General features: G+C 31.0%; 27 protein-coding genes. 4 read left to right on the top strand and 23 right to left on the bottom strand.

The features are described from left to right. Window positions 1-1764 carry a ferrous iron transport protein B gene (gene feoB, locus RH99_RS04855; protein WP_010234708.1) on the top strand — a complete coding sequence of 588 codons (1764 nt, stop codon included), beginning with the start codon at window positions 1-3 and terminating at the stop codon, window positions 1762-1764. Window positions 1765-1893: 129 nt separating this feature from the next. Next, window positions 1894-2061 carry a FeoB-associated Cys-rich membrane protein gene (locus tag RH99_RS18525; RefSeq protein ID WP_010234706.1) on the top strand — a complete coding sequence of 56 codons (168 nt, stop codon included), beginning with the start codon at window positions 1894-1896 and terminating at the stop codon, window positions 2059-2061. Window positions 2062-2103: 42 nt separating this feature from the next. Here the strand turns inward: RH99_RS18525 and RH99_RS04850 are convergent, their stop codons facing one another. The 15 genes from RH99_RS04850 to ablB all read right to left on the bottom strand — a co-directional run bounded on the left by RH99_RS04850 (window position 2104) and on the right by ablB (window position 18125). After that, window positions 2104-2736 carry a DUF3793 family protein gene (locus tag RH99_RS04850; protein WP_010234704.1) on the bottom strand — a complete coding sequence of 211 codons (633 nt, stop codon included), beginning with the start codon at window positions 2734-2736 and terminating at the stop codon, window positions 2104-2106. A 28-nt stretch (window positions 2737-2764) separates the two neighbouring features. Further along, window positions 2765-3187, bottom strand: a complete 423-nt coding sequence (locus RH99_RS04845) for a flavodoxin (protein WP_010234702.1) — start codon at window positions 3185-3187, stop codon at window positions 2765-2767. Between the two features lie 331 nt (window positions 3188-3518). Beyond that, entirely contained in the window at window positions 3519-4397 is an 879-nt protein-coding gene (gene argB, locus RH99_RS04840; protein WP_010234700.1) for an acetylglutamate kinase, read from the bottom strand. Between the two features lie 190 nt (window positions 4398-4587). Next, window positions 4588-5427, bottom strand: coding sequence for a TerC/Alx family metal homeostasis membrane protein (locus RH99_RS04835; protein WP_010234697.1), 840 nt, complete (start codon window positions 5425-5427; stop codon window positions 4588-4590). A gap of 53 nt (window positions 5428-5480) precedes the next feature. Continuing rightward, entirely contained in the window at window positions 5481-5807 is a 327-nt protein-coding gene (cutA, locus tag RH99_RS04830; RefSeq protein ID WP_010234695.1) for a divalent cation tolerance protein CutA, read from the bottom strand. 11 nt (window positions 5808-5818) lie between these two features. Further along, window positions 5819-6157 (bottom strand): arsenate reductase family protein, encoded by a 339-nt coding sequence (locus RH99_RS04825; protein ID WP_010234693.1) that lies wholly within the window; start codon window positions 6155-6157, stop codon window positions 5819-5821. A 234-nt stretch (window positions 6158-6391) separates the two neighbouring features. Beyond that, a complete protein-coding gene (locus RH99_RS04820) occupies window positions 6392-7285 on the bottom strand; it encodes a LysR family transcriptional regulator (protein WP_010234691.1) in 894 nt (297 codons plus the stop codon). Between the two features lie 152 nt (window positions 7286-7437). Next, entirely contained in the window at window positions 7438-8244 is an 807-nt protein-coding gene (locus RH99_RS04815; protein ID WP_010234689.1) for a protein-glutamine gamma-glutamyltransferase, read from the bottom strand. Beyond that, window positions 8241-9236 (bottom strand): hypothetical protein, encoded by a 996-nt coding sequence (locus RH99_RS04810; RefSeq protein ID WP_010234687.1) that lies wholly within the window; start codon window positions 9234-9236, stop codon window positions 8241-8243. The genes RH99_RS04815 and RH99_RS04810 overlap by 4 nt, the downstream gene beginning before the upstream one ends. A 163-nt stretch (window positions 9237-9399) precedes the next feature. Then, the gene (locus tag RH99_RS04805) at window positions 9400-10428 is read right to left on the bottom strand and encodes a ribonucleotide-diphosphate reductase subunit beta (RefSeq protein ID WP_010234685.1); all 1029 of its coding nucleotides are present in this window, start codon (window positions 10426-10428) and stop codon (window positions 9400-9402) included. 83 nt (window positions 10429-10511) lie between these two features. Next, window positions 10512-12800 (bottom strand): ribonucleoside-diphosphate reductase subunit alpha, encoded by a 2289-nt coding sequence (locus RH99_RS04800; RefSeq protein ID WP_010234683.1) that lies wholly within the window; start codon window positions 12798-12800, stop codon window positions 10512-10514. A 464-nt stretch (window positions 12801-13264) separates the two neighbouring features. After that, entirely contained in the window at window positions 13265-14245 is a 981-nt protein-coding gene (locus RH99_RS04795) for a D-isomer specific 2-hydroxyacid dehydrogenase family protein (RefSeq protein WP_010234681.1), read from the bottom strand. 218 nt (window positions 14246-14463) lie between these two features. Beyond that, window positions 14464-15186: an EcsC family protein gene (locus RH99_RS04790; RefSeq protein WP_010234679.1), complete on the bottom strand. Its 723-nt coding sequence runs from the start codon at window positions 15184-15186 to the stop codon at window positions 14464-14466. Between the two features lie 415 nt (window positions 15187-15601). Further along, on the bottom strand, window positions 15602-16843 hold the full coding sequence (locus RH99_RS04785; protein WP_035776452.1) for a hypothetical protein: 1242 nt from the start codon (window positions 16841-16843) through the stop codon (window positions 15602-15604). A 433-nt stretch (window positions 16844-17276) separates the two neighbouring features. Continuing rightward, complete coding sequence (gene ablB / locus RH99_RS04780) at window positions 17277-18125, bottom strand: putative beta-lysine N-acetyltransferase (protein WP_010234674.1); 849 nt, start codon at window positions 18123-18125, stop codon at window positions 17277-17279. A 681-nt stretch (window positions 18126-18806) separates the two neighbouring features. On the opposite strand from ablB, the gene RH99_RS04775 reads away from it, so the two are divergent. Then, window positions 18807-19427 (top strand): DedA family protein, encoded by a 621-nt coding sequence (locus RH99_RS04775; protein WP_010234671.1) that lies wholly within the window; start codon window positions 18807-18809, stop codon window positions 19425-19427. A 576-nt stretch (window positions 19428-20003) separates the two neighbouring features. Here the strand turns inward: RH99_RS04775 and RH99_RS18520 are convergent. Then, entirely contained in the window at window positions 20004-20144 is a 141-nt protein-coding gene (locus RH99_RS18520) for a hypothetical protein (protein ID WP_010234668.1), read from the bottom strand. 24 nt (window positions 20145-20168) lie between these two features. Beyond that, window positions 20169-21338 carry an iron-containing alcohol dehydrogenase gene (locus RH99_RS04770; protein ID WP_010234666.1) on the bottom strand — a complete coding sequence of 390 codons (1170 nt, stop codon included), beginning with the start codon at window positions 21336-21338 and terminating at the stop codon, window positions 20169-20171. Window positions 21339-21460: 122 nt separating this feature from the next. On the opposite strand from RH99_RS04770, the gene RH99_RS04765 reads away from it, so the two are divergent. Further along, entirely contained in the window at window positions 21461-21919 is a 459-nt protein-coding gene (locus tag RH99_RS04765) for a MerR family transcriptional regulator (RefSeq protein ID WP_010234664.1), read from the top strand. Between the two features lie 272 nt (window positions 21920-22191). Here the strand turns inward: RH99_RS04765 and RH99_RS04760 are convergent, their stop codons facing one another. The 6 genes from RH99_RS04760 to RH99_RS04735 form a co-directional block, all read right to left on the bottom strand. Continuing rightward, window positions 22192-22917, bottom strand: a complete 726-nt coding sequence (locus tag RH99_RS04760) for a DUF4405 domain-containing protein (protein ID WP_010234662.1) — start codon at window positions 22915-22917, stop codon at window positions 22192-22194. Then, window positions 22887-23543, bottom strand: coding sequence for a flavodoxin (locus tag RH99_RS04755; RefSeq protein WP_206771400.1), 657 nt, complete (start codon window positions 23541-23543; stop codon window positions 22887-22889). The genes RH99_RS04760 and RH99_RS04755 overlap by 31 nt, the downstream gene beginning before the upstream one ends. A gap of 120 nt (window positions 23544-23663) precedes the next feature. Further along, on the bottom strand, window positions 23664-24173 hold the full coding sequence (locus RH99_RS04750) for a Gx transporter family protein (protein WP_010234659.1): 510 nt from the start codon (window positions 24171-24173) through the stop codon (window positions 23664-23666). A gap of 11 nt (window positions 24174-24184) precedes the next feature. Further along, window positions 24185-24553 (bottom strand): NusG domain II-containing protein, encoded by a 369-nt coding sequence (locus tag RH99_RS04745; RefSeq protein ID WP_010234657.1) that lies wholly within the window; start codon window positions 24551-24553, stop codon window positions 24185-24187. A gap of 123 nt (window positions 24554-24676) precedes the next feature. Next, the gene (locus RH99_RS04740; protein ID WP_010234655.1) at window positions 24677-25618 is read right to left on the bottom strand and encodes an FAD:protein FMN transferase; all 942 of its coding nucleotides are present in this window, start codon (window positions 25616-25618) and stop codon (window positions 24677-24679) included. A 98-nt stretch (window positions 25619-25716) separates the two neighbouring features. Then, window positions 25717-26349: a flavodoxin family protein gene (locus tag RH99_RS04735; RefSeq protein WP_010234652.1), complete on the bottom strand. Its 633-nt coding sequence runs from the start codon at window positions 26347-26349 to the stop codon at window positions 25717-25719. Window positions 26350-26436 lie beyond the last annotated feature (87 nt).

Here is a 26436-nt window from a genome sequence, read left to right as displayed (position 1 = left end):
ATGTTAACTGCTGCACTTGTTGGTAATCCTAACGTAGGTAAAACTACTTTATTTAATTTTCTTACTGGTTCAAATCAATATGTTGGTAACTGGGCTGGAGTAACCGTTGAAAAAAAAGAAGGTTTCTTAAATAAATCTATTAAAATAGTTGATTTGCCTGGTATATATGCTATGGATACCTATTCTAATGAAGAAAAAGTTTCAAAGAATTTTTTATTAAATGACAATGTAGATGTAATTGTAAATATAGTTGATGCTTCTAATCTTGATAGAAATTTATATCTTACAATGCAATTAAAAAAATTTAAAAAACCTATAATATTAGTTTTAAATATGATTGATGTAGCTATAAAAAAAGGCTTTAATATAGACTATGAGAAATTATCACAGGAACTCAATGTAACAGTAATACCTATAGTCGCTTCAAAACATAAGGACATAGACAAAGTTGTAGATTTACTAGTACAAGGTAATTTTTCAAAATCAATTGATGAAAATAATTATGATTTTAAATCTGAAAAAGAAACCTATAATTATATAGAATCTATACTAAATAAGTGCGCAGAACAATCATCAGAAATCAAAAAATCTGCTACAGAAAAGATAGATAATATACTTTTAAATAAAATTTTAGCTTATCCAATTTTTATAGGAATTATATGTTTAATTTTTAAAATTACCTTTTCTTGGGTTGGACAACCGCTTCAAGATTTACTTGATGGTTTGGTAAATGATTCTTTAATTCCATTACTTCATTCATTGCTAGCTTCATCTAGTCCTTGGTTCAGTTCACTGTTAATAGATGGAATAGTTGGTGGAGTTGGTTCAGTTATAGTATTCCTTCCAATAATACTTACACTATTCTTCTGTATATCTATTTTAGAAGACAGCGGTTATATGGCGAGAACTGCATTTTTAATGGATAATATAATGAGAAAGATGGGATTATCAGGTAAAGCTTTTATACCAGTTGTCATAGGTTTTGGTTGCAGTGTTCCAGCTATAATGTCTGCAAGAACTCTTGAAAGTGAAAAAGACAGAAAACTTACTGCATTATTAATACCACTTATGTCTTGCAATGCTAGATTGCCTATTTACGCACTACTTACAGCTGCTTTTTTTCCAAAACATCAAGGTCTCGTAATAGGATCTCTATATTTATTAGGAATTATAATAGCATTTATAATAGGATTGTTATTTAAAAGTACTTTATTCAAAAAAGATGAGGAACCTTTAATAATAGAACTTCCTGAGTATAAAATACCGGAATTAAGAAGTCTTCTACTTCATACCTGGGATAAGGGTAAGGGATTCGTGAAAAAAGCAGGAACAATAATATTCTCTATATCGGTAATAATATGGGTACTATCAAATTTTGGTCTAACCGGTAAGGTAGATATAGAATCAAGCTTTCTTGCTAGTGTGGGCCATATACTTGCTCCAATATTCAAACCTTTAGGCTTTGGAACATGGCAAAATTCTGTTGCACTTATAAGCGGCTTAGGTGCGAAGGAAGTAGTTGTAAGTACTATGGGAGTATTATATGGTGCAAATTTATCAGAATTACTTCCAAAATTATTTACGCCAATTAGTGCTTATGCTTTTCTAGTATTTGTATTATTATATCCTCCTTGTATATCAGCTTTAGGAACTATGAAAAAGGAATATGGAAGTAAGATGACTATCTTCTCCATAGTTTATCAAATATCTTTAGCTTGGATTATATCCTTTATAATATATAGAATTGGTAGCTTATTTATATAGCTATAAATAAATGTAAGCTTTTATTTATATATAATATAAATTATCCAAGGATGCACCACTGTTATCTCCATTCAATTACTAGAAGCATTACAACTTCCAGTAATTCCATGATGTTAAGAAGGTGATTTTATGGAAAACATAATAGAAATAATAATAACAATTTTTATAATAGCAGCAGCTTTATTCTTGTTTGTTAGGAGTATGAAGAAAAAATCTTGTGGACAATGCGATTGTGGGCATTGTTCTGAAAGTTGCTCTAAACCAAATATAAGAAATAAGCATTTTAAAAGTAAATAAAACATTAGAAATAACCTGCAACATAAATATTGCAGGTTATTTCTAAATATTACACTGATATTGCGCTGATAATACTTGAATCATTCTTATTGGTTCAACTTTTCTCTTTAAAAGTTTTACAACATTATATTTTGTACGATCATAATCTTCAAAGGTTTTTAGTGCCTTTTCCCTATCATGATAAACCTTCCAATAACCACATAACATACATTCTCTACCATTGCAATTAATAAAAGCTTCCACGTCTTTTACTGGTATTCCTAAAAAGATGCCTATTTCATGTGGGCAAACTATATCTGCATACCTAAACTTTAGTAATTCTAAACATTGTTCTAAAGACATTCTATTTGAATATCCAAACTTAGATAAAAGTTTCATATTATCTTCATAAAATAAAGTTTTTGATAGCAATCTTTCATTATAAAATAACAATATTATAACATTTTCTTTTCTTGTGATTTCAAATACCTTTAAATTTATATTATTTATATATTCTTCCCCGTACTTGCACCATAAATCAAACATCCCCATATAATTATTTGATATAGTAATTATAGAAGATGGCTTATAACCAGCTATTGTTGGAGATATTGCATATGTTATTAGATTCATCATATAGTCTTTTTCATTGCTGTAATCAATAAAGTTCATAAAATTTTCACTTGTCTTTGCCATCTTCTAACAAACCCCTTTTTATCTATATTTATACTAATTCTCTACCAAAATTCTTACAATCTTCTACAGAACTTCCTTCTGGTGCTTCTTGTACAATCAATCCATCGTTTACTAAATTAGCGCCGGAATCATCCATTTGAGATACCCAATTTCTCATCCACTCACCGTCTCCCCATCCATAGGATCCAAATAAAGCTACCTTTTTACCTGAAATGATTGGAGATATTGATTCAACAAAAGGTTCCATCTCTGATTCTTCAATAACTTCTGAACCCATGGATGGTGAACCAAGCACAACCACATCTGCTTCTTTTATATCTTCATCTTTCGCATCTGAAACATTTAGAAGTTTAACTTCTGCGCCTTTCTCCTTTGCCCCTTCTGCAATTAATTTTGCCATAGATTCAGTATTACCAGTTCCACTCCAATAGATAATATTTACTTTACTCACCTAAATCACCTCGCTATATACTTGATAATGAAATTCATTATCAAGTATATAATACAATCTTTACCGGGGCTTGTCAATATTATTTCTCATTATTTTTTAATTTACTGATTAATCTATTATATAGTATATCTAAATGTAAAAATTTCATTCACTGAAAACTATTATGAATAATAATGCATCCTATTACTATCTTCTGTAATACTCCTTGAAGCAACAAATTGTAAATATCATTTTTTTAATTATATTAGCTTAAACAATAAAATATTACAAAAAAATAAAAAACATCCAATTCGATTTGAACAAGATGCTTTTATTATTATATTGTTTACTCTTAACGTATCATTGTACCTATACCTTCATGGGAGAATATCTCCAATAAAAGTGAATGTGAAACCCTTCCGTCAATTATATGTGTTCTCTTAACTCCACCTTCAACTGCTTGAACACAACAGTTAATCTTAGGAATCATTCCTCCACTAATAACTTTATCATTAATTAAATTTGGGATATCTTTCACATCAAGTTCTGAAATAAGTGTACTTTCATCTTTCGGATTCATTAATACCCCTGGTACATCTGTAATCAAAATAAATTTTTCTGCCTTTAATTTAACACTTATTTTTGATGCAGCTAAATCTGCATTTACATTATATGCCTTTCCATCATCTTTTCCTAGTGCTACTGTAGAAATAACTGGAATATATCCTCCACTGAGACAATGTTCAATAATAGATTCATTTACATCTACTATTTCTCCAACATATCCAATATCCCTTCCATTTTGTAATTCTATCTTTTTAGCCTTTAAAAGATTGGCATCTATACCACACAGTCCAACTGCCTTTCCAGCATTTTTATCAATTAATGATACTATGTCCTTATTAACTTTTCCAGCAAGCACCATTTGAACTATATCTATAGTTTCACCATCTGTAACCCTAAGTCCATTTACAAATTCACTTTTCTTACCTATTTTTCCCAAATACTCATTAATCTTTGGACCTCCACCATGAACAACTACAACTTTTATTCCAACACAGTTTAAAAGAACTATATCTCTAATAACTGTATTTCTTAAATCCTCATTAATCATTGCATTTCCACCATATTTTATTACTACAGTTTTTCCACTATATCTTTGAATATATGGCAATGCTTGACTTAAAACATTAGCTTTTTGAATATTAATATTGTTATTTCCGCTAAACACGTAAAACCCCCCTGTATCTCTCTTTAAAATGGCTCTAATTAACTATTGTATTTTCCTTATTATACAATTGAAATTCTTAGCTTCAGAATGAATTTTAATAACTAATAATGATTTCAACTTTTAATTGTAACAACTATATATTATAAACTTAATAGACAGTTATGAAAATGGTAATTTCAATAAAATATTATTATTGCTGAAAAACTTCCTTCTCTTTAATAAATACAGATACCAATATGCTTATTGCTAGGATTCCCATAATAGCAAGTATGGATACTAATATTGATATTTCAATGTTAAAAAACAATATAGATAATTTTATACCTGTAAAAGCTAGTATTGTAGCTACACCATATTTAACATATTTAAATGAATCTTGAAGTTTTTCAAGTAAGAAATATAAATTTCTAAGACCTAATATAGCAAAAATATTTGAAGTATAAACTATAAATGTATCTGTAGAAATCGAAAAAATTGCTGGTATTGAGTCTATAGCAAATAATATATCTGATCCTTCTATAAAAAACAATATTGCAAATAAGGGTGTAGCATAAAGTCTGCCTTTTTCTCTTATAAAGAACTTTTCTCCTTCAATATTGTTTTTAACAGGTATTATTTTATTTAATAATTTTATTAATTTACTCTTTTTAAAATCAATATCACCTTCATCATCTTTTCCCAAAACCATCTTTGCAGCACTTATAATAAGTACAATACCAAATATATATAATATCCAATGAAATTGATTTACTACTGCTACGCCTAGTACAATAAATATTAATCTTAATATCATTGCACCTAATATTCCATAATTTAATATTCGCCTTTGATATTCAACCTTTACTCCAAAACTTGTAAAGATTATTAAAAATAAAAATAAATTATCCATGCTAAGACTTTGTTCAATAACATAACCACCTAAAAATTGAATAGCCTTTTCTTGTCCCATAAAAAAGTAAATTCCAATGTTAAAAATTATTGCAGCTAATACCCAAAATAAAAATCGTGATACTATTTTTTTTGTTGACAATACAATTCCCTCCTAAAAATTTTAGTCTACACCATGAAAAGTCAATAGCACTTTTAATATAGCTTATTAGATAATACGTTTATAACTGGCGTTTCATAGGGATGTATACTCTTTATTGTATTCACTGCTTTTTCTACAATTTCACTTCTACATGAAAATTCAACCTTACACTCTTCAGCTCTACATATCTTACCTTCTTCACCTTTAAAGGGATTAGCCCCATCTAACGGTCTCCAATACCCCATGACTTTAGAAACACACATACAATTATCGTAATTTCCACCTATAGTAAGTGCCCCTATATCATTCAAACTCTCCCTTAACTTCTCCACATATTCTTCTGGTATAAATGTCTCTACTTTAAAAACTTTAAAATCCATAGCCAATCCTCCTATTCCCAGTTTGTCCAAACATCTGGTGCATAACCTACTGTGGCCTGTTTTCCATTACGGACTATAGGTGTTTTATAGAGCTTTGGATTATTTAAAAGTAGTTCTTCTTTTACACTGCTACTTCTTATATGTTCAATATTTAGATTTTTATATTCTTTGGATTTTATATTAACTAAGTCATTAATATCTACTGATCTTTTTACACTTTCAAGCTCACCTTTACTTAAAGCTTTTTCGTTTAAATCTATAAATTGGTATTTTATTTTTCTCTCCTTGAAATATCTTTCAGCCTTCTTAGTATCAAAACATTTCTTTACTCCAAAAATTTGAATATTCATATTTGCTTCCTCCCATATATAAATATAAATCATATATAAGGCACATTCAAATAAATAACTAGTCAGTATGCTAGTCTATTTTGAATCATACTACGTTAACAGAACCCTCTGATAGCACCACTATCATCAGAACCTGTTTCCTTGTATATTTCAAAATATACGTCGCATCTTTGACTTATTATTTATTTTCACATGCCTAATTATATCAAATAACAATAATCATTTCATATGAATCTAAGAATTCTGTTTATTTAAAAAGAAATCTATAAAAGTTTGTGCTGCAATGGACAAAGGTATTTTCTTATTGGAAACAATACCTACAGTTCTCTTTGGAATTGGTGGATTAACTTCTATCTCCACTAATTCACCCTCCTCCAGCTCTTTCTTTACAAAATTCTTTATTACTACAGTAATTCCAAGGCCAATCTTTGCAAATTCAATTAAGAAGTCCATACTGCTTATCTCTATTTCAGGCTTAACACATATATTATTATCATTAAAATATTTATCAATGTATTTACGGGTTATATTTCCAGGTTCAAGTAGCATAAGTGGATATTTTTCAAAATTCTTTTCCAAATCCTTAACATTGCAGTTTTTCAAATAATCTTTACCCGCTACAACTATATCCTGTATATCTGATATTTTTATAAAATTATAACCACTACAATCTAAAGGATAGCTTATTATTCCAAAATCAATTTCGCCTTCATCTACAAGTTTTAGAGTATCAAAGGTAGTTTTATTTATAATTTTAATTTGTATGTCCGGGTATTCATTTATAAATTGTTTAAGTACAGGTATTAAAAAGTATTTACAAAGTGTAGAGCTTACACTTAATTTTATGATTCCCTGTTCTCGTTTTTTAAGCTTTGATAATATCTTTTCACCTATATCTATTTCATTCATTGCCTTCTCTATATATGTAAAAAATATTTTTCCTTCTTCTGTAAGTCTAACTCCTCTGGAATTCCTTGAAAATAAAATAATTCCAATAATACTTTCAAGTTTCTTTATAGATTTACTAACAGCTGGTTGACTTATGTAAAGCATATCCGCTGCCTGTGAAATATTTTTGCAGCAGGCAACAGTATAAAAAATTTTATAAAGTTCTAAATCTGTATTCATATAATAACTCCTAGTTATAATAAATATATTTGCTATACATTGATATTATATATTCTAATTATATATAATATCAAGCAAACCATTAAAATAATAGAAATAAAAATAAGACCACCTATGCAAATTAGATGCATAGGCAGTTGTATAATCAGTTATCAGTGATGACTCTTCTCATATTTTCTTTTATAATCCCTATGCCCCCTAGAAGATGAGCTAAAATAAATGTATGCCAAACGTTTATAGTCTGGTCTTGTTGCAGAATCTAATAAATAGGCCGATTGTGTAGCCCAAATAATTCTTTCTCTATTCAATTCATTAATTATTGTATTTGCACTTTCTATACCTATTCCATGTCCATAATATCTATCGCCACCTAGATAAATTACATTTTCCCCTTGCCATTCTGGTGTTAATGGATTTACCTGTGGATTTTTGAAATACATACAGTCCCCTGGTAAATAATCTGCTACATTATCAGTAATATTAAGGCCAAGGTTTTCATCTATATAATGCCAATTCATTAAGTATATATTTGAAAATACATTATCGAAGAGTCTTTCTCCAAGTGAGTCAAGCACTGCTTTGTAATAAACAATGACCATAGCTGTAGCACACTCAGTGGCATACTTACTACTATTTTTATAAATATCATTAATAGCTGTAGAAGCTCTTACTCCCTTTTTTAATAAAAATCCACCTTCTGGTGTTCTCTCCCAGTAATCTGTATTACATTTAGCTTTACGAAAAACTACAAAATCAAAATCACTCTTATCAAGATCTATAGCTGCATTTACAGTATTTTTCCGTAAATTAAGTTCAAATTTTAATTCATCTAAAGAATCATATTCATAAATTTCTCTACTGGAAGACATCTTATCCAGTACTTCTCTCTCCACACTATCACGTTTATAATTATTTATAATTGTATTTACATCAAATTTATCGCCTTTAATTCTAATCATTGTATTCCTCCTATTCTAGCAATCTTTATCTGATCCTCTAAAGAATAGTGACGCCATACATTCCATAACTTTATATTATTATGATGTATTTTCAATGAAAAATTTGAAAGCAATATCTTTGTATCCTTATCCAATTTTTTAAATTCATTTAACATTTTATATTCTTCTTGTGAAGGAGAGCATGAAGCTTTTCCTGTATCAGAACATATATTTTTACATAAATACTTACCTTCCAGCACAACTCTATAAGGTCTAGGATTTGTAGTTTGCTGAAAGCTTTCCCCTGTAAACTTTAAGAATGGACTATTTTCTTTAATCCACCCCAAAAATATTGAATATTTATCTTCTCTGGTATTATTTTTATCTTTATCTATATTTGGTATAAAATTCAGCAATCTGCATGCTGTTTTAACATCTTCTTCATTAGACGATAGTAATCTTTCTCCAATAATCATTAGGCTCTGCGGATCTCTTGCTTGAAAAAAGGCCCATACCAAATCATGGATTAGATATCCTCTTTTATGCCTATCAAAAATCATATCTGCTATAATAGGTAGTACCGTTTTATCCATATATACCTTTGTCAAAAGTATGGAAGTAATATCTAAAACTTGGTCGTATTCATCATTCATTCCATCATCACGGAATCCTGTTTCCAGTATCCACTTCAATGTTGAATGAATTATCTGTACATGATCAAAAGATACCTGTTTTGATGCCAAATTACTTTTTTTATCTGTTAATATCTCTTTAATAATAGCTAATGCAGTTTTATTCCTTTGAAGTAAACTGTCAATTAAATTATTTTTTTCAATATCTTCTCTAAGAATAAATAGAGTAGCAAACTGTAAGTTTTCATCATTGATAAAATTTATTGATTTTTTCAAATCTTTTTTACTTAATTGCTGAAAAAAATCCTTTAAATCATCTATACCTTTATCAGTTCTGACTTTATCTAGAAAATTTGGAGTGTTTAGATTTGAATTACACATGGATATTTAATATCTCCTTTAATATCTCTATCCATACATATTTATTTCTATAAATATAATTTATACTGATTTCATAAAATATTTTTCAATATGAAAAAAATAATGAGAGCTCAATCACTAAGCCCTCTACCATTTTCACAAATAAGTTTAACTTATATTTTATTTAATCTAAATCATCGAAGTCAAAAGCTGCTGCCTTTGTATAATTTGTAACCTTTGCCTCGAAGAAATCTGTTTTTGTACTGTTGAGTCTTGAAAAACTATCAATCCACTCCATTGGATGCTTTGTAATTTCAGGATAAAGTGGATCTATACCGATAGCGGTAAGTCTCAAATTTGAAATATATTTTATATACTTTTCTATAAGTTCATCATTAAGTCCCAGTATTTCGTTATTTGTAACATACTGTCCCCATTCAATTTCATGTTCTACACCAGTCTTCATCATAGTTCTAAATTCTTCAAGCATGCTCTCTGTAAAGATTTCAGGGTTTTCTTTTCTCAGTTCTTTAATTATATTCTGAAATAATATTAAATGAGTTACTTCATCTCTATTTATATACTTAAAAATAGTACTCGTAGCTGTCATTTTCCCCTGTCTTGCCAAGGTATAAAAGAAACTGAAACCAGAATAAAAATAGATTCCCTCTAATATATAATTAGCCATTATTGTTCTTAAAAAATTTTCAGTGTCTGATTCTTCATTAAATTTTTGATATATTCCTGCAATAAATTTATTTCTCTTTAAAAGATGCTTATCTTCTCTCCACTCATCATATATCTTATCCCTAGTTATTGGATTTGTAACAGTATCAAGAATATAAGAGTAGCTTTGAGCATGTATTTCCTCCTGAAAAGCTTGAATATTCAATAGAGAAGATACCTCCGGTGCTGTTATATATCTGGATACATTGGGAAGATTTTCACTTTGTATAGAATCAAGGAAATTCAAAAATGAAATTATCTTATCAAAAGCATTTCTTTCTCCATCCGTTAGATAAGGAAATTGCTTAATATCTTCATTTAAAGATATTTCTTCTGGTATCCAAAAATTATTTAATAGAACTCTATAAAGATCACTGGCCCAATCATATTTTATTCTATTCCACTCTCTTAAATTAGTAGTATTTCCATTTATCATACTTTCAGTTCCACGATTACCTTTTTCGTTGAAAATCATCTTTTTTAACATAAACCTCACTCCTCATATTAGTCCTCTTCAAAAAATAATCAGTCAGTATATTAGTATCTTTGACTTATTATTTTTTACATACCTTAACTTGAGCAACTTGAACATTCATCCATTTCTATGGATTTATTTCTTATATAATAAATAGTTTTAAGCCCTTGTTTCCATGACTGAACATACATATTTAATATATCTCTTGCCTTTACCTCTGGGGTAATATATAAATTAAAGGCTTGTGATTGATCAATATGCCTTTGTCTTGCTGCACAGGCTTTAATACACCATTGTTGATCAATAGTATGGGCTTCATTATAATACCAGAAATTTTCTTCATTTAAATCTGGAGCAGTTTTAGGAGTAAAACTTCCCTTTTTCTCTTCTATAAAAAACTTTTTAAATACAGGATCTATACCTGCTGTGGTATTGGCAATATTAGAAGTGCTTCCCGTAGGTGCAACTGCAGTTATATATCCATTTCTCATACCATATTTTTGTACATCATCTTTTAACTTTTGCCATCTTTCAGAAGTATAACCTCTTCTTTCAAAATACTTTCCCGTTTGCCATTCCGAACCTTCAAACTCAGGATATTTACCCTTTTCCCTAGAAAGCTCCATAGATGCTTTGATTGCCTGATAGGCTATTTCTTCAAACAGTTCATCTGCTATTTTTATGTGCTCATCACTTTCCCATTTAATTTTGTTATTAGCTAAATAGTGGTGATATCCACTAGTTCCAAGCCCTATGGCTCTGTATTTATCGCTGGTAACTCTGGATTCCATTACAGGGAGTTTATTAAGTGAAATAACATTGTCAAGCATTCTAATTTGAAGTGGAATTGATTTAGCTAATTCCTCTTTATCAACTTTACTAAGATTAATAGAGTTAAGATTACAGGTTACCATATCCCCAGCTTTAATTCTCTGTACAACCTCCGTGAAGCCATTTTCATCCGTTACCTCTTCACTTATGAGTTCACTTTCACTCATATTTTGAGCTATTTCATGGCATAGATTAGATGCATATATCATTCCAGCATGTTTATTGGGGTTAGCCCTATTTACAGTATCTCTAAAGAATATAAAGGGAGTACCTGTTTCTACTGCACTTTTCATTATTTTTTTCATTATATCAAGTGCAGGAACCGTTTCCCTTGGAATTTCTTCATTGGCTTCACATTCCAAATACCTCTTAGTAAATTCTCTATTGTTATCGTCAAAATAATCTTCTATTTTATAGCCCATTATTTTATTAATCATATAAGGATCAAACAAAGACCAATTTTCTCTTTTTTCAAGCCTCTCCATAAATAAATCTGGAATACTTACCGAAGGGAAAACATCATGGGCTTTTCTCCTGTCATCTCCATTATTAGTTCTAATATCTAGAAAATCATATATATCCTTGTGCCATACATCTAGTGTTACAGCTGCTCCACCTTTACGTTTTCCAAGTTGATCTACAGCCACTGCAGTATCATTATAAAGTCTTACCCAAGGTATAACTCCACCCGATGCGTTTTTATGACCTCTTATCTCGCTATTTAGCGCTCTTATCTTACCAAGATATATTCCAAGAGCTCCACCATGCTTAGAAACCTGAGAGAATTTCTGATTTACATCATAAATAGACCAAAGATTATCTCCAACTGTAGATATAAAACAGCTACTTAATTGATAAAAAGGTGTACCTGCATTTCCTAGCGTCGGTGTTGCAACAGTCATTTTCAATTGACTCATCAAATCATAGAATTTCTTTGCATAAAAAACTCTTTTATCACCTTCTGGTATAGCCAAATGCATAGCTATACACATAAATCTCTCTTGAGGAAGTTCTAATATTTCACCCTGGTATCCCTTTATAAGATATCTATCATTTAATAATTTTAAGCCTTCATAATTAAAGAGCTCGTCCCTATCAGATACTATGTATGCAGAAAGCTCCTCTATATCTTCATCAGAATAGTTATCAATTAAATATTTTCCGTAAAGCTTCATATCTACTAATTTCTTTACAAGACTACTGAAATCACCATATCCAAAATGATTATAATTCCTATTTATCTTAGCTTCTTTATATAAATCAAAGGCAAGTAATCTTGCAGCAACATACTGCCAATGTATATTAGTTTTCTTGGAACTATTTCCATATTCATCTCTCTCTGTCTGAATCACTTTTTCTATAGCTGTTTGAATTAGTATCTTTTGAATTTCTTTTGTACTCATACCATCTCTAAACTGTATCCTAGAATCAAGTTCCAATTCAATTGGATCACAGCCCTCTATTCCATCACATGCAAGACTAACCATCTTTTTAGTCTTATTTACTTGCAATTTTTCATACTTACCATTTCTCTTTTTTATTTTTATATCCATATTTCAATCCTTTTCTTCTTTAGGCATATTCAAATAAATAACTAGTCAGTATGCTAGTCTATTTTGAATCCTACTACGTCAACAGAACCTTCTGATAGCACCACTATCATCAGAACCTGTTTCCTTGTATAATTCAAAATATTCGTCGCATCTTTGACTTGTTATTTATTTTCACATGCCTTATATTAATTTATATAAATAATTTTTATTATTAGATAAAAATTATTTACAATTTATTATAAGTGGAAAATTTTTTAAACGCAACTTTAAAATTATGAATTTAAACATATGCCACCCTATATATAGTATGTTTTCCTCATTTTATCACTATATATTGTATTAAATATATTTTGTATTAGGTCGCTTTCACAGAGTGCGGTGGAGTGTTACAGCGGCTAGTTATCGTATAAATAGAAAAGGACGTCCCTAATACTATTAATGTATTTTGAGACAATCCCTTAATTTTATGCAACTTGCCAAGGATTTTCTTTACCATCCACAAATAAAATACAACTTAAAATAGAGTGCTCCACCATATCGCTTACAGCTTGATCAGTATAAAAAGCTGTATGTGGTGTCACAATTACATTAGGATAAGATTTTAAAATTGCCAATTCCCTATTATCTAATATCTCACATTTTAAATCCTTATAATAAATATTTGATTCATTTTCAATTACATCTAAAGCTGCACCACCAATTTTTTTCTGCTCAATACCTGTAATTAAATCACTCGTATTAATAAGAGAACCACGGGCTGTATTAATAATAAATACTCCTTCTTTCATTGTTGCTATGGAGCTCTTGTCAATTAGATGGTAGTTATCTTCTGTTGCAGGTACATGCATTGTAATAATATCACTGCTTTTAAAAAGCTTTTCCAATGCAACATATTTAGCATATTGCTTTATTTTTTCATTTTCATATAAATCATAGGCTAATACTTCACATTGAAATCCACTTAAATGTTTAATAACTGTTTGCCCAATTCTTCCTGTACCAATAACGCCTACAGTTAAGTTCTGTAATTCTTTACCTTGAACACCTTTTAAAGAATAATCTTGTACATTGCTGCGTTCCATAATAGATTTCATTTTTCGTGTTGCCATAAGAATCATCATAACAGTATAATTAGCCACACTATTTGGTGAATAAGTCACATTTCCTACATGAACACCTAACTCTTTGGCCTTTTTAATGTCTATATGATCATAACCGATGGTTCTGGTAGATATAAACTTTACTCCAACCTGATGAAATTTTTCTACTAATTTATCTGAAATCATGGTTGTTATAATACTAATGCAGTCGAAGCCCTTTGCCAAATCTGCATTTTCCATAGTTGGTGCCTCTTCACATAGTACAACCTCTACCTTATACTTTTTACTGAATTCTTTAAAATATTCTGTTTCATCTGGTCTATGACTATATGCTAATATTTTCATTACTTTTAACCCCTTTATTGTAGTATATTTCCCATTCTTCAAACATTTATAAACTATAATATATTTTTCTTTTCCCTTTACAATTATACTCTACTAAATATAATTATAGTATATTTCTCATTTTTTTCAATTTTATTGGCAATTATTATCATATAATTCTATTAGTAATAAAAAGCACTCAACCCTTTAAAGGTTGAATGCTTTTGCATTTATTTACCTTACTTAAATTTAAAAATTCTCAATCTATATCCATTCATTGCAGTTTTTCCAAGCTGATTCATAAGTTTATAATTTGCATAAGCTCCCACCACAGCTCCAATGCCAGGAACCATCTGAAGCAGCTTTGCAATATCCATATAGTCTCTGTATTCCTGTTGAAATTCTCTCCAGTCAAAGGCTTCTTTATCTATTGGCAATGTCTTTGAATAATCATCCCAATTCTTAACAATATTAAAAGTCTCATTCCTCTTTTTCTGACTGGAAAAAGCAAGTTGAAATATATAAAGTATATATAATCTCTCTCTATAATCTTTTACATCAAAGCCATATAAACTTGCACACTGAAACAAAAACTTCATCTTAAGGCTTAAAAGTATAGGAAAATCTGCCAAACTTAGCAGAAAACCTGCACCTCCAGTACCTGCTCCACTAACAGCCGCTGACTTTTTATAAAAATCAATTTTCTCTCTAATCATGTTTTCTCTATCTTCAAGAGATCCATCTTTCAACGGTAAAGAGGTGGTATATTCAGATCCCACAAGTACTGCCTTTATCATATTCTTTATTGCTTCCGTTATTATGGTATGGACTTTATCAGGAATAATATTATTTATCTTATTTTGAGTACCCTTGGTAAAATTTTCTATAATACCAGACTTCTTCATCATCTCTTTCTGCCAATTCATTAATTCTTTAACAGCATTATCTTCATATCTATTCATAAATAACACCTCAATGTTAAATTTTTCTGGTAAATTAATCTATACACTAAAAATAACTAATTTCATATTAAATTGCACCTTTTTATATTTAGGCACATTCAAATAAATAACTAGTCAGTATACTAGTCTATTTTGAATCATACTACGTTAACAGAACCCTCTGATAGCACCACTATCATCAGAACCTGTTTCCTTGTATAATTCAAAATATACGTCGCATCTTTGACTTGTTATTTATTTTCACATGCCTTATAGCGAATACTTTGATGAAAGTTTATCATATATTTCATTATGTATCAATATCTCCCTAAATCCTTAGAGTGGAAAATAATTTTTTATTTATAATAAAAAACCACCCAATCTTATAATGATTGGATGGTTTCTACTAATATTATAACTTCCAATTAAATTTAAATTAGTAACACTTCAAAAATTCCATTACTTTAATCCATGCTAGCTTTGTATTTTGAAAATCCTTAAAGTGCTGTTCCACATGATTATTATAGTATTCAAGTTCTGTCAAAACACGTTCAAAATCTTTATTTTTGAAATAATCACAAATTTTAGGTACTGCAATTGTTAAGTTCTCTCTGATTTTAATAATCTCTGAATTATAATTTTCTTGGTTGGTTATGTAAGTTAACAGTGGTTTATAACGAATCCATCCAATGGATGCCTTAAGAAATCTTTTCACAACATAACTGTCGTCCACTGATATTTCCTTGAGCTTAATTGGAAGTACTCCCTTAAGCAAATGCTGATAATAGGAAAAACCATCATGAAAGGCATAACATGGAATTTTTGTTACGTCACAATCACCAATACAGGTACTTAAAAAAGTATCCTCGCCTCTTGCACCAGGAGGATTGTAAAACGGAAATAATTTATTACAATTTTTTAAATTAAGTCCTAGGTTAGACCCTGAGATAAATTTCATACCATTTATCTCCTGCACCACTTTCCCCTTTTTCCCATATATAATTGAAAGATCCCCATAAGTGACTCCTCCACTATTCATCTTATCCTTAATAGAATCCCAATTGATAATATCATTACTTATGGCTTCAATAAATAGTTTAAAATCTTCTTCTGAAAGCTTATTGTTCCATTTAATCTGTGGAATTGGTGAAACATAACCACAATGATAACCATGTGTAATATCGCAACTATTAAGATATTCTATATGATCCGCTATTACCGATTGCCCCATCCAAAAGGTACTATTAGCTATTTTCACGGTGGCTATAGGATATTCATCATCATCAAGAAAAATCAAATAATCCATATTATACTTTATTGCAAGATACAGAATAGCATTTCTCTTCATTCCATAACCTTGACCAAAGAGAAGTTTTGCTTCTTTATTAGTCAACACCTTATTTTTCACTAGGATTTGTGCTTCTATTTCTATTGATGCATCGCTCATATAATGAGCGGAAACTACTGTGTTCAGAATTCCTTCATCAGTGATTGTATAATCTCCAACTTTTGTATTTGAATACTTTAGGTCATATGCAACAAATAAATGAATCGCAATTTTTCCATTTTCTAATGAATTTGATTCATTCCAACTATCAATATATGTTTTTACAACATTTTTAAAACTTTTTCGACCACTTACAAATCCTATTCCTACATTTATCTTATTTTTCATCATTTAGTACCTCACTTTTTATAATCGATGATGCTGCCAATCTAACTTTTACTTGCATGCTATTTAAGTAAATATAGAATAGTTTTTCCCCATTCATGTGGTAATTTTTTATTTTTTGTATTAATTTAATTAAATTTACAATACAGTTTATATTCTATTATAACATCAAAAATATGGTTTTTGTTAAATATATATACTGATCAGTTAATATAGTGAAAAATCAACACTATCAAATTCTACTAAAATACAGTGAACTCGTTTCAGCAAGCTGAAACATGGGGAAATCAGGTGGGGACTCTACCCCATCTGATTGAAAAGTCCTACCTACGCTTCGCTTAGTGGTGGAGGTATTAACCTTTAATGCATGAAAAGCTAAAGACACATAAAATTTCACTATAAATATGTGAAATTTTATGTGTCTTTCCTGCTAAACCTACTATAATACCTTAACCCAAATGTTCATATCTTCAAACTGTCCGCAAATGTGACAGTGATTAACTAACCTTCCGCTATATTCATAGTCGTGTTTAGAAAAAACAATATTCATTCCTGTAGAAATAGATCTTGCCATACTATAAAGCACTTTATACTGTTTATTCTTTAGTTCTTTTTCAAGTTCAAAAATCAGTCGTCCCACTAAACCATTACCTCTGTGCGCTCTATCCGTTGCACAATCAGTCATTTCAACATTTAGGTTAGTTGGATCCATATCAGCAGATGCCGCACTAACAATTTTATTTTCATAAACTGCTATTTTAAAAAACACATTATGATCCATTACAAACTTAATGTAATCTGAATTATTCATAGGTGATGGATACGTTTCAAATACACTATCATAAAGTTCTGCTAATTGCTTTGCATCTTCTTTAGATGCATTCCTAATTAAATACTGATTATATGTATCATATTTATAATCTTCATCTGCATACTCCCTTGATTTAATCAAAACTTCTTCCTCTTCTGGAATAACCATACTCATCTTCCGCTCAGCTGTAATGAACTTAGATAAAAAATAACCTGGCTTCCCATTTAAAAAGTTATAAACCTTAGCTTCCATAATAAATCCTTCAGCTTTAAATTCTTCAATTTTCTCTTTAGTAGATACATAAAAAATCTTTCCTACTTTATTCTTACTTGATAGTGTAATCAATCTATCAACTAAATTTTTAACCTCTCCTTCAAAACTTACAATTTTAATTTTCTTATTAAACTCATCAAATTTAATATTTACATTTCCTCCTGGAAACTGAATATTTTCAATTTTAGGTACTTCTAAAATCATTGGATCACCCCTATTAATCTGATATTTTAATATATATTAAATATTTGCAATTTTTACTATATTTATTCTTCTTTATATCCATAATAAAAATAAAAAACCTGAAGGAGTAATTTTTTTTACTTTTTCAAGGTTTTTTATACCTATATATTAATTATATATATTTTTTCTAAATGTTAGCATTATAATAACAAATTGATAACAGATTATAAATATTTCTGATTCCAATCCATTAAGTTCTGTAAATTCAGAATATTTACTGACTTTTTAAGATAAAAATGCTATAATACCTGCATAGAAATATGCATTTTCATATAAATAATGATCAATAAATTTCACTTTGTGGAAGTTTGTTGGGCGCCTACAAAGTTTAGGTGAATTATCCAGCCACTAGTCATCGGATAAAAACACATTGAAGCAAGTTCTTAATTCAGGTGGGGATTCTTTTACCCCATCTGAATTTTAGAACTGCGAATGCATGACTTACTTGGCGTTGGACTCCCACTTGAAGAAAAGTAGAGAGCCCAAATTTTAATTTGGTGCGAATCACTTTCACAGAGTGCGTGGGAGACTTACACCAAGTTAGTCAGGTTAAATCCTAATAACGGAACCATATTCTATGAATAACAAAAGACAAAGCTTCCAAAAATAAATTTAACATAAATTATAAGCGAGGTAATTAAGATGCAAATTTGGATCACAAATTTTATGGAGCAATTTGGGTATTTGGGAACTTTTCTCATGATTTTACTTGAAAATGTTTTTCCACCCATACCATCAGAAGTAATTCTTACTTTTGGAGGATTTATGACCACAAATACCAGTATGACTATTATAGGTATAGTAACATCCGCTACTGCAGGTTCTGTTTTAGGAGCCATTATACTTTATGGAATAGGCCATCTACTTAATGTACAAAGACTTGAAAATATAGTAAACCGCTGGGGACATATCCTTAGAATAAAAGTAAGTGATATTCATAAAGCTAATTCATGGTTTAATCGATATGGATACAGAACTATTTTCTTCTGTAGGATGATTCCATTAGTACGAAGCCTTATATCCATCCCCGCAGGTATGGCAAATATGAAATTCAGTCTCTTTGTACTCTATACTACAGCCGGAACATTAATATGGAATATAGTACTTGTATGTGCTGGTGCAATCCTAGGTGAGTCCTGGGAAACTATTTTAGATTTTATGGATATCTATTCGAACATAGCATACACAATTTTAGGATTGGCATTGGTTATTTTTATTTCACTATTGTTCTTTAGAAGAAGACGTAAATTTAAAACATCTTAAGTATTAGTATCTACCATATACCAATAAGTTATATTCACTAACAGTTGTGTAATATGACACTATATTATCTATGACAATATAGTAAAGAGCATTCTACCCTAATAAGGTGGAATGCTCTTTACTATAAAAAAAGATACATATTACCATATACATTCTATATTTTTTTACAGCACATTGCAACGCACTCCACATGTGTTTTGATAGAAAGTTGAACTAATACACAGAATTATTGTTATTGCGTAAAAGTGTACCCCTCTGTTGTAAGTGGGTCATGGAATTCTTATGATTTATACTATTACGCAATAACATTTCAATTCTTTTAGACTTTATGGGATTGAAAAGCTTTAACAATCATTGTTGTATATTTCATAACTAAATATATAGACGTATGTATTACTGTTATAGGAAAACTTAAAAGTATCAATAAACAAATACTACATTTCATACCCATATTCCTATTATAATGAAAGAATATACTTTTCTGTTCCTGGCACACATATTCCATATGCATATATTTTAGAACTCAATTTATAAAAAAAAGTTGCTGAAAGTGTAGTACAAAAAAGAATCTCATTATTATATACTTCTCAGTACACCATAATTTGAAGAAGTATTTTCGTTCTGCCCAGTAGCAGAGGATTTATTACTATTGTTTGTGCAAGCTACGGTGGAAAGTACCAGCATGAAAGATAGTAAAATCAATATAATTTTTTTCATAACTAATTTTCTCCTTATTACTTATTATTTATAAGATTTTTTATAAATAGAAATGCAATCTTCACGAGTCAACTGTACACGATCACAAGCAAACAAGCCTCCCATTGGTCCCATGGCATTGTCTGCCATCTTAGAGAATTCATCTGGAGTAATTCCATAATCACTCATCTTTAAATCTGCCACACCACAATCTTCCAATAGTTTATTTAGAACTTTAATAAAATCCATTGGCTCACTAGCTTCTTCCATACCTATTGCCTTCGCCATACCTATAAAACGTTCGTCACAAACATGCTTTTCAATGATATTTGTAAAATATGCACGGCATAGCATAATCAGTCCTGCTCCATGTGGAAGCTCTTGATGATAAGCTGATAATGCATGTTCAAGTGAATGCTGGCTGGATGTTGTTCCAACACACATAACAGTTCCGGATAAAATATTTCCAAATGCTACATGTTCTCTAGCTTCTATATCATTACCATCTTTGACAGCACGAGCAAGAAAACGTCCTACATTTTCTATAGCAGTGATTGCATACATGTCACTCATCAGATTTGCAAATTTTGATACATATCCTTCTAAACTATGACTCAATGCATCAAATCCCTGATATGCAGTAAAGTTCTTTGGCACACTTGTCATAAGTTCTGGATCTTCGATACACAACCCTGGAAAAATTAGTGGTGTCTTTAATCCCAATTTTTCATTTGTTTCAGGTTTCGTTACCACACATCCGGCATCTGCTTCAGAACCTGTTCCTGCAGTTGTACTTATAGCTACTATAGGCAATGGATTATTGGTAATAGGCTGACCTTTACCTGTTCCACTACCGATATAATCCCACAGATCGCCATCATTTGTTGCCATAACTGCCATGGCTTTAGCAGAATCAATGCAGCTTCCACCTCCTAGAGCCACTATAAAGTCACAGCCATTTTCTTTTGCAAAAGCAGCACCTTCCATTACTGTATCTTTCAATGGATTGGGCTGAACCTTATCAAATATGACAGATTCAACACCCGCACTCTTCAATTCCTCTTCTGTACGGTTCAGATAACCATTTGCTCTTGTGGACTTTCCATTAGAAATGACAATCATTGCTCTTTTTCCTGGCAAAACCTGTTCATGAAGCTGATTCAGCATTCCTGCTCCGAATAAAATTTTTGTAGGTACATACATATTAAAACTCATAGTGTTCCTCCTTAATTCATCATGAATATTTACACATACTCTCACATGTGATATTATTATCTTAAACTTGATAGTATACTCTAAGTCAAGAGCTTTTTATAAATTATTTCAGGAGGAAACTTATGTATTATACAATCAGTGAAATATCAAAAAAGGTTAATATTTCCCCATATACTCTCCGCTTTTATGCCAAAGAAGGACTGTTTCCGTTTGTTGACCGTAGCGAAAACGGCATCCGAATGTTTAAAGATGAAGATTTTGAGTGGCTGTTCATGATAGACTGTTTGAAAAAAACCAGCATGTCACTTAAAGATATAAAGACTTTTGTTGAATGGGCAATGCAAGGCGATGAAACAATTGATCAGCGATTAAATATGTTTCAAGAGCAGCGAAAGGCAGTAGAGGCTCAAATAGCCCAATTACAGGACACCCTTGATGTACTAAAATACAAATGCTGGTATTATGAAACAGCAAAGGCTGCCGGTACAACTGCTGTGCCAAGAGCAATGCAGGAAGAAGATATCCCTGACAATATCCGATATGTCAGAAAAAAATCTCAAAAAATACACAAGCTGGGATAAAATAAAAACAACCTTATCATCAGATACTATGTCTTCTGATGGTGAGGCTGTTTATTAGTATCTCATTAAACTTTATACACTATTTCAATTTTTTCTCATACTTAAGAACTCGTTCTTCGTATCCCTCTATTTTTATCAAGACGGTCTAATGTATCAAGTATCTCTTTTGCACGCTGTGCAAAGATTTCACAATGATATTTCCTTTTCCAAACTTGGTATCCTTATTAATCGTTCCTGTTAAGAATCCGTTTTTCTAGTGGATTAAAGTAAACTCAATTATATTTTAATTTCTGAATCCACTTTATTATATAATATGTAAAAAAAATACACAGCCCCATCATGGCAAAAAGGTCTATAAAAAACCATCCTGCCCATTCCTCAAAATTCCAGAAGGCATAGGAATTGTATAATAATAAATAGGAGCCGATTTCTCTTTTTACAAAAGCATAAATACCATAAAGTGCAATAAAGGCAGCTACTATTTTTGCAGACCAGTTTTTCCAAAGCCCCGGTTCTTTCTCTTTGTTCTTCTTACATACCATGCCAATCATTATTGACCAGTGTAGTCCTATATGGACTGCTATCAAAATGAATGCCCAGTATGCGCAGAACATATGAATTTCTCTAGCATATGGTATATCAATCCATTTACTGAAAGGAATTACAATCTGTGAAATTGAAAATGCACTTATCACAATTCCCAGAACCGCTGCCAGCAGAAGCATATTCACTACAGTGCGGATGATACGAACTACAGTATATCTTCCTTTAACTAACGCTTTATACCAGTTTCTATTCAAAAAGTTATGCACAATAAACAATATGAATACAAGCATACCCATAATTTCATGTATTATATCTTCCGTCAACTGGTAGGACAGCATAATAAAAAAGAACACTGTCATAGCAACATCAACGTATAGCTTTACGATTGTTTCTTTCTTCACTCTCAAACCTACTTTCCAGTTTACTTTAACACTCCCAAATCCTTTAGCCATTCATTTACATCATCCTTTGAATTTATTGCATCTTCACCACGAACAGAAAAACCATCAAGAATCTTTGAATTCGGAGAAAGTTTTGAAATATCTCTTGGACCGCTTCCAAGCCCGCTTCCTCTATGTGTAGCAAATGGAATCACGGTTTTTCCTGATAAATTGTATTCTTCTAAAAAAGTGAATACTGGTTTTGGAAGCGTACCCCACCAGTTTGGATAACCGATAAAGATAACATCATATTTATCCATATTTTCTACATGTGTGGAAAGTTTTGGTCTTGCATTATTCTTCTGTTCTTCTGATGCTACATTTACATTGTCATCATAATTCAACGGATATGGTTCTACTGTCTTAATGGAAAATAAATCTCCACCAACTGCTTCCTGAATATATTTCGCAACAGCTTCTGTATTACCAGAAACCTCTCCATTTTCTACATTAAAACTAGCACGACTGACTGCATCCACCCTTGGGGCTTGATCCATATTATCTGCACGAGTAAAGTATGCGACTAAAATTTTACTGTTTTCTTTTACTGCCTGTTCACCACTTGCATTTTTCTGTACAGAACTATTACTTCTCCTCCTGTTATCATTTCCACATGCAGTCATAGAACAAATCAACATAACAAGCAAAACAACACCTAGCATTTTTTTCTTCATAATGATTCATCTCCTTTATATTGGTATCTTAATAAAACAATTTGATCCATTTTACAGTTATTTATATATTTTATCCATATCTACTTATGATTCATCAGCATATTTTCTTTTCCAGCCCCTGTTTATGATTAACTGTGCACATAATCCAGTAAAAGTTCCTGCAATACATCCTGAAACAATTAAAAGAGGAAGATAGGCAATAATCGCTAATGTTCCAGTTATTAGAATTGCTACTACAATCTGTCCAATATTATGTAAAACAGCTCCTAAAATACTGCAAATCCATATATTCTTTTCCGGTATTATCCATCGAAGTAGCATCACTCCAACCAGGCATAGTAAGCCGCCTGCCAGACTGTATGCCAATGATATAATCTGACCACTAAAGAATGCACCTAATATAGTTCTTGTTAACACCAACATCAATACTTCCTTAGGGCCATATCGATACACTGCATAAATAGTTACAATATTTGCCAACCCTAATTTTATTCCAGGTATTGGTATCTGATTTGGAATTCTAAGTTCTATAATAAAGATTGTAAGAGCCATAGTTGCTAATAAAGACAATTCTAATAATTTGCTTACTTTCATAAATATATCCCCTAATTTGTCATCACATCTATATCTTTACTTTTATCTACATATTTTATTACCAAATGATTTGGTAAACAGACAATGGGCAGATTCTTTGATTTCAGATAGCCCATCTTTACACATATCTGATCTGCACAATCTGCATCTAGAACACGAATTTTATTGTCCTTTACTTGAACGGTATTTTTTTTCCCCTTGTATTCAATTTCTATTGTCTTCTCTTTTATCTTTGATAAATCTAATTGATACAAAACAGCGCCATCCTGTACAATTTCAACCAATGTACTATCAGAATCCCTTAATAGCAAGACGCTGCCTACAATGCCCGCAATAAACAGCAGGGCACAAAATAAAATCAAAATTTTTGCTCTCTTCATTTTCTTAAAACATGAATGGACATCCCTTTATAAGCTTCGTTCAGAGTAAATTGTTTCTCCAATCCTTCTGTGATGTACAATTCATTTCCTCCCGTCAATAAAATCATGTCAAAATTACTGTTTTCACGCCAATATTTCTGTGGCTCTCTGTAATCCCATAACAAATACAGATGTAGAGAGTGCATCACAGACTTTGCTTTCTTTTCCTATAATAGAAACTGATACTAGACCACTGTCTGCTGGCTTGCCATTCGATGGATCAAGTATATGCCAATACACCTTACCATCATCGCCTGTAAAATAGCGTTCATATCCCCCAGAAGTGACAATGCTGCGATCCATTGTTTCCAATGTTCCAATATAACCATCTTCATTGGGGTCTTTTATCCCAACTCTCCATTTACTTCCATCCGGTTTTGAACCAATAACTTCTACATTTCCTCCAAAGTTTACTACAGCTGATTTTATTCCATAGTCTTTCAGAATATCTGTCACAATATCACATGCATATCCTTTTCCCACAGCACCCAAATCAATTTGTGTCCCTTCTGGAAGCCTTATTGTTTTTCCATTCATTTGGACTTTTTTATACCCGATACGTTTCAAGAGTGAATTAAGTTCTGCCTGTGTTGGGATCTTATAACTTCCTGTGGTAAATCCCCAGGCTGTAAGGATAGGGTAAATTGTCAAATCCAAGGCTCCATTTGTCCTATCGGCCATTTTCAGTGCGAAGGAAATAATATTTGCTGTGTCCTCACTGATTTCCACAGGATTACCTTTGCTGTGATTCACTGCATATATTTCACTTTCTTCTTTTGTAACTGACCACAGACTCTCCAACTTATAAATTCGTTTTTTTGCCGCTTCCAATGCCTCATTGGCCTGTTCACCATAAGCTGACATGTTAATATTAGTATCCATTGCAAATATATTTTTTGAAACTTCATCACCTTCTACTGTTTTGGAAGAATGTGACGATGATGTACGTTTTGCATTATTTGAGCAGGATGCTAACGTGAAAATCATAACCCAAACTAAACCCATTGATATTAACTTTTTTACCATATCTATACCTTTCTAATTTCTTTTATAAGTATCTTAATATTCACTTCCTGCTTTTTTATCAGCTATTCTATATAACTTATATTATTATAAGTTAAAGATTATCTTATAAAATTGGTAAACACACCGGCTTCTCGCTCTGGCATTTCCACACCATTCTTAAGACCAACTTCCTTACATTTTAAGAAAAACGCCATGTTTCTTCCCAGAGTTCTCATAGTCTGAAATCCTTCCAAATCCTGTTTTACCTGATCCGGAGTTGCACCATGAACCATATTCCAGTACTGTGATGAAACAATCGGCATCTGCATTAACCCAAAATACTTATTCAATTGATCATAAGTTGCAGTGGTTCCAGCTCTTCTTGCTGATATGACACATGCTGCAGGCTTTAAATAGAATGACTGTCTGCCACCGTTAAGATCTGCATAAAATGCTCTATCTAAAAATGATGTTATTGCACCGCCTGCTGCTCCCCAGTGTACTGGTGATCCAAAAATAAATCCATCATAATCCGCTGCTATATCAAGAAATTCATTTACTCTATCATCAAATACACATTTTTTCTTAGTAACACATACTTTGCAGGCTATACATCCATTCAATGCCTTATTACCAATCCAGAATATCTCTGTATCAATGCCTTCCTTCTGTAATGTTTCTGCAACTTCTGTTAATGCAGTATAAGTACATCCTTTTTCATGTGGGCTTCCATTTACTAATAATACTTTCATTTTTATCAATTCCTTTCTTATGTTAAATAGTTTATTACGAATTAGTAATCTTTACTTATTCTTTCAATTCTGCTTCCTACATTCCCA

The sequence above is a fragment of the Clostridium arbusti SL206 genome (assembly GCF_000246895.1).
Lineage (GTDB): Bacteria > Bacillota > Clostridia > Clostridiales > Clostridiaceae > Clostridium_I > Clostridium_I arbusti.
Note: the sequence above shows the minus strand (reverse complement) of the source record. Positions and strands in the feature narration are given on the sequence as shown.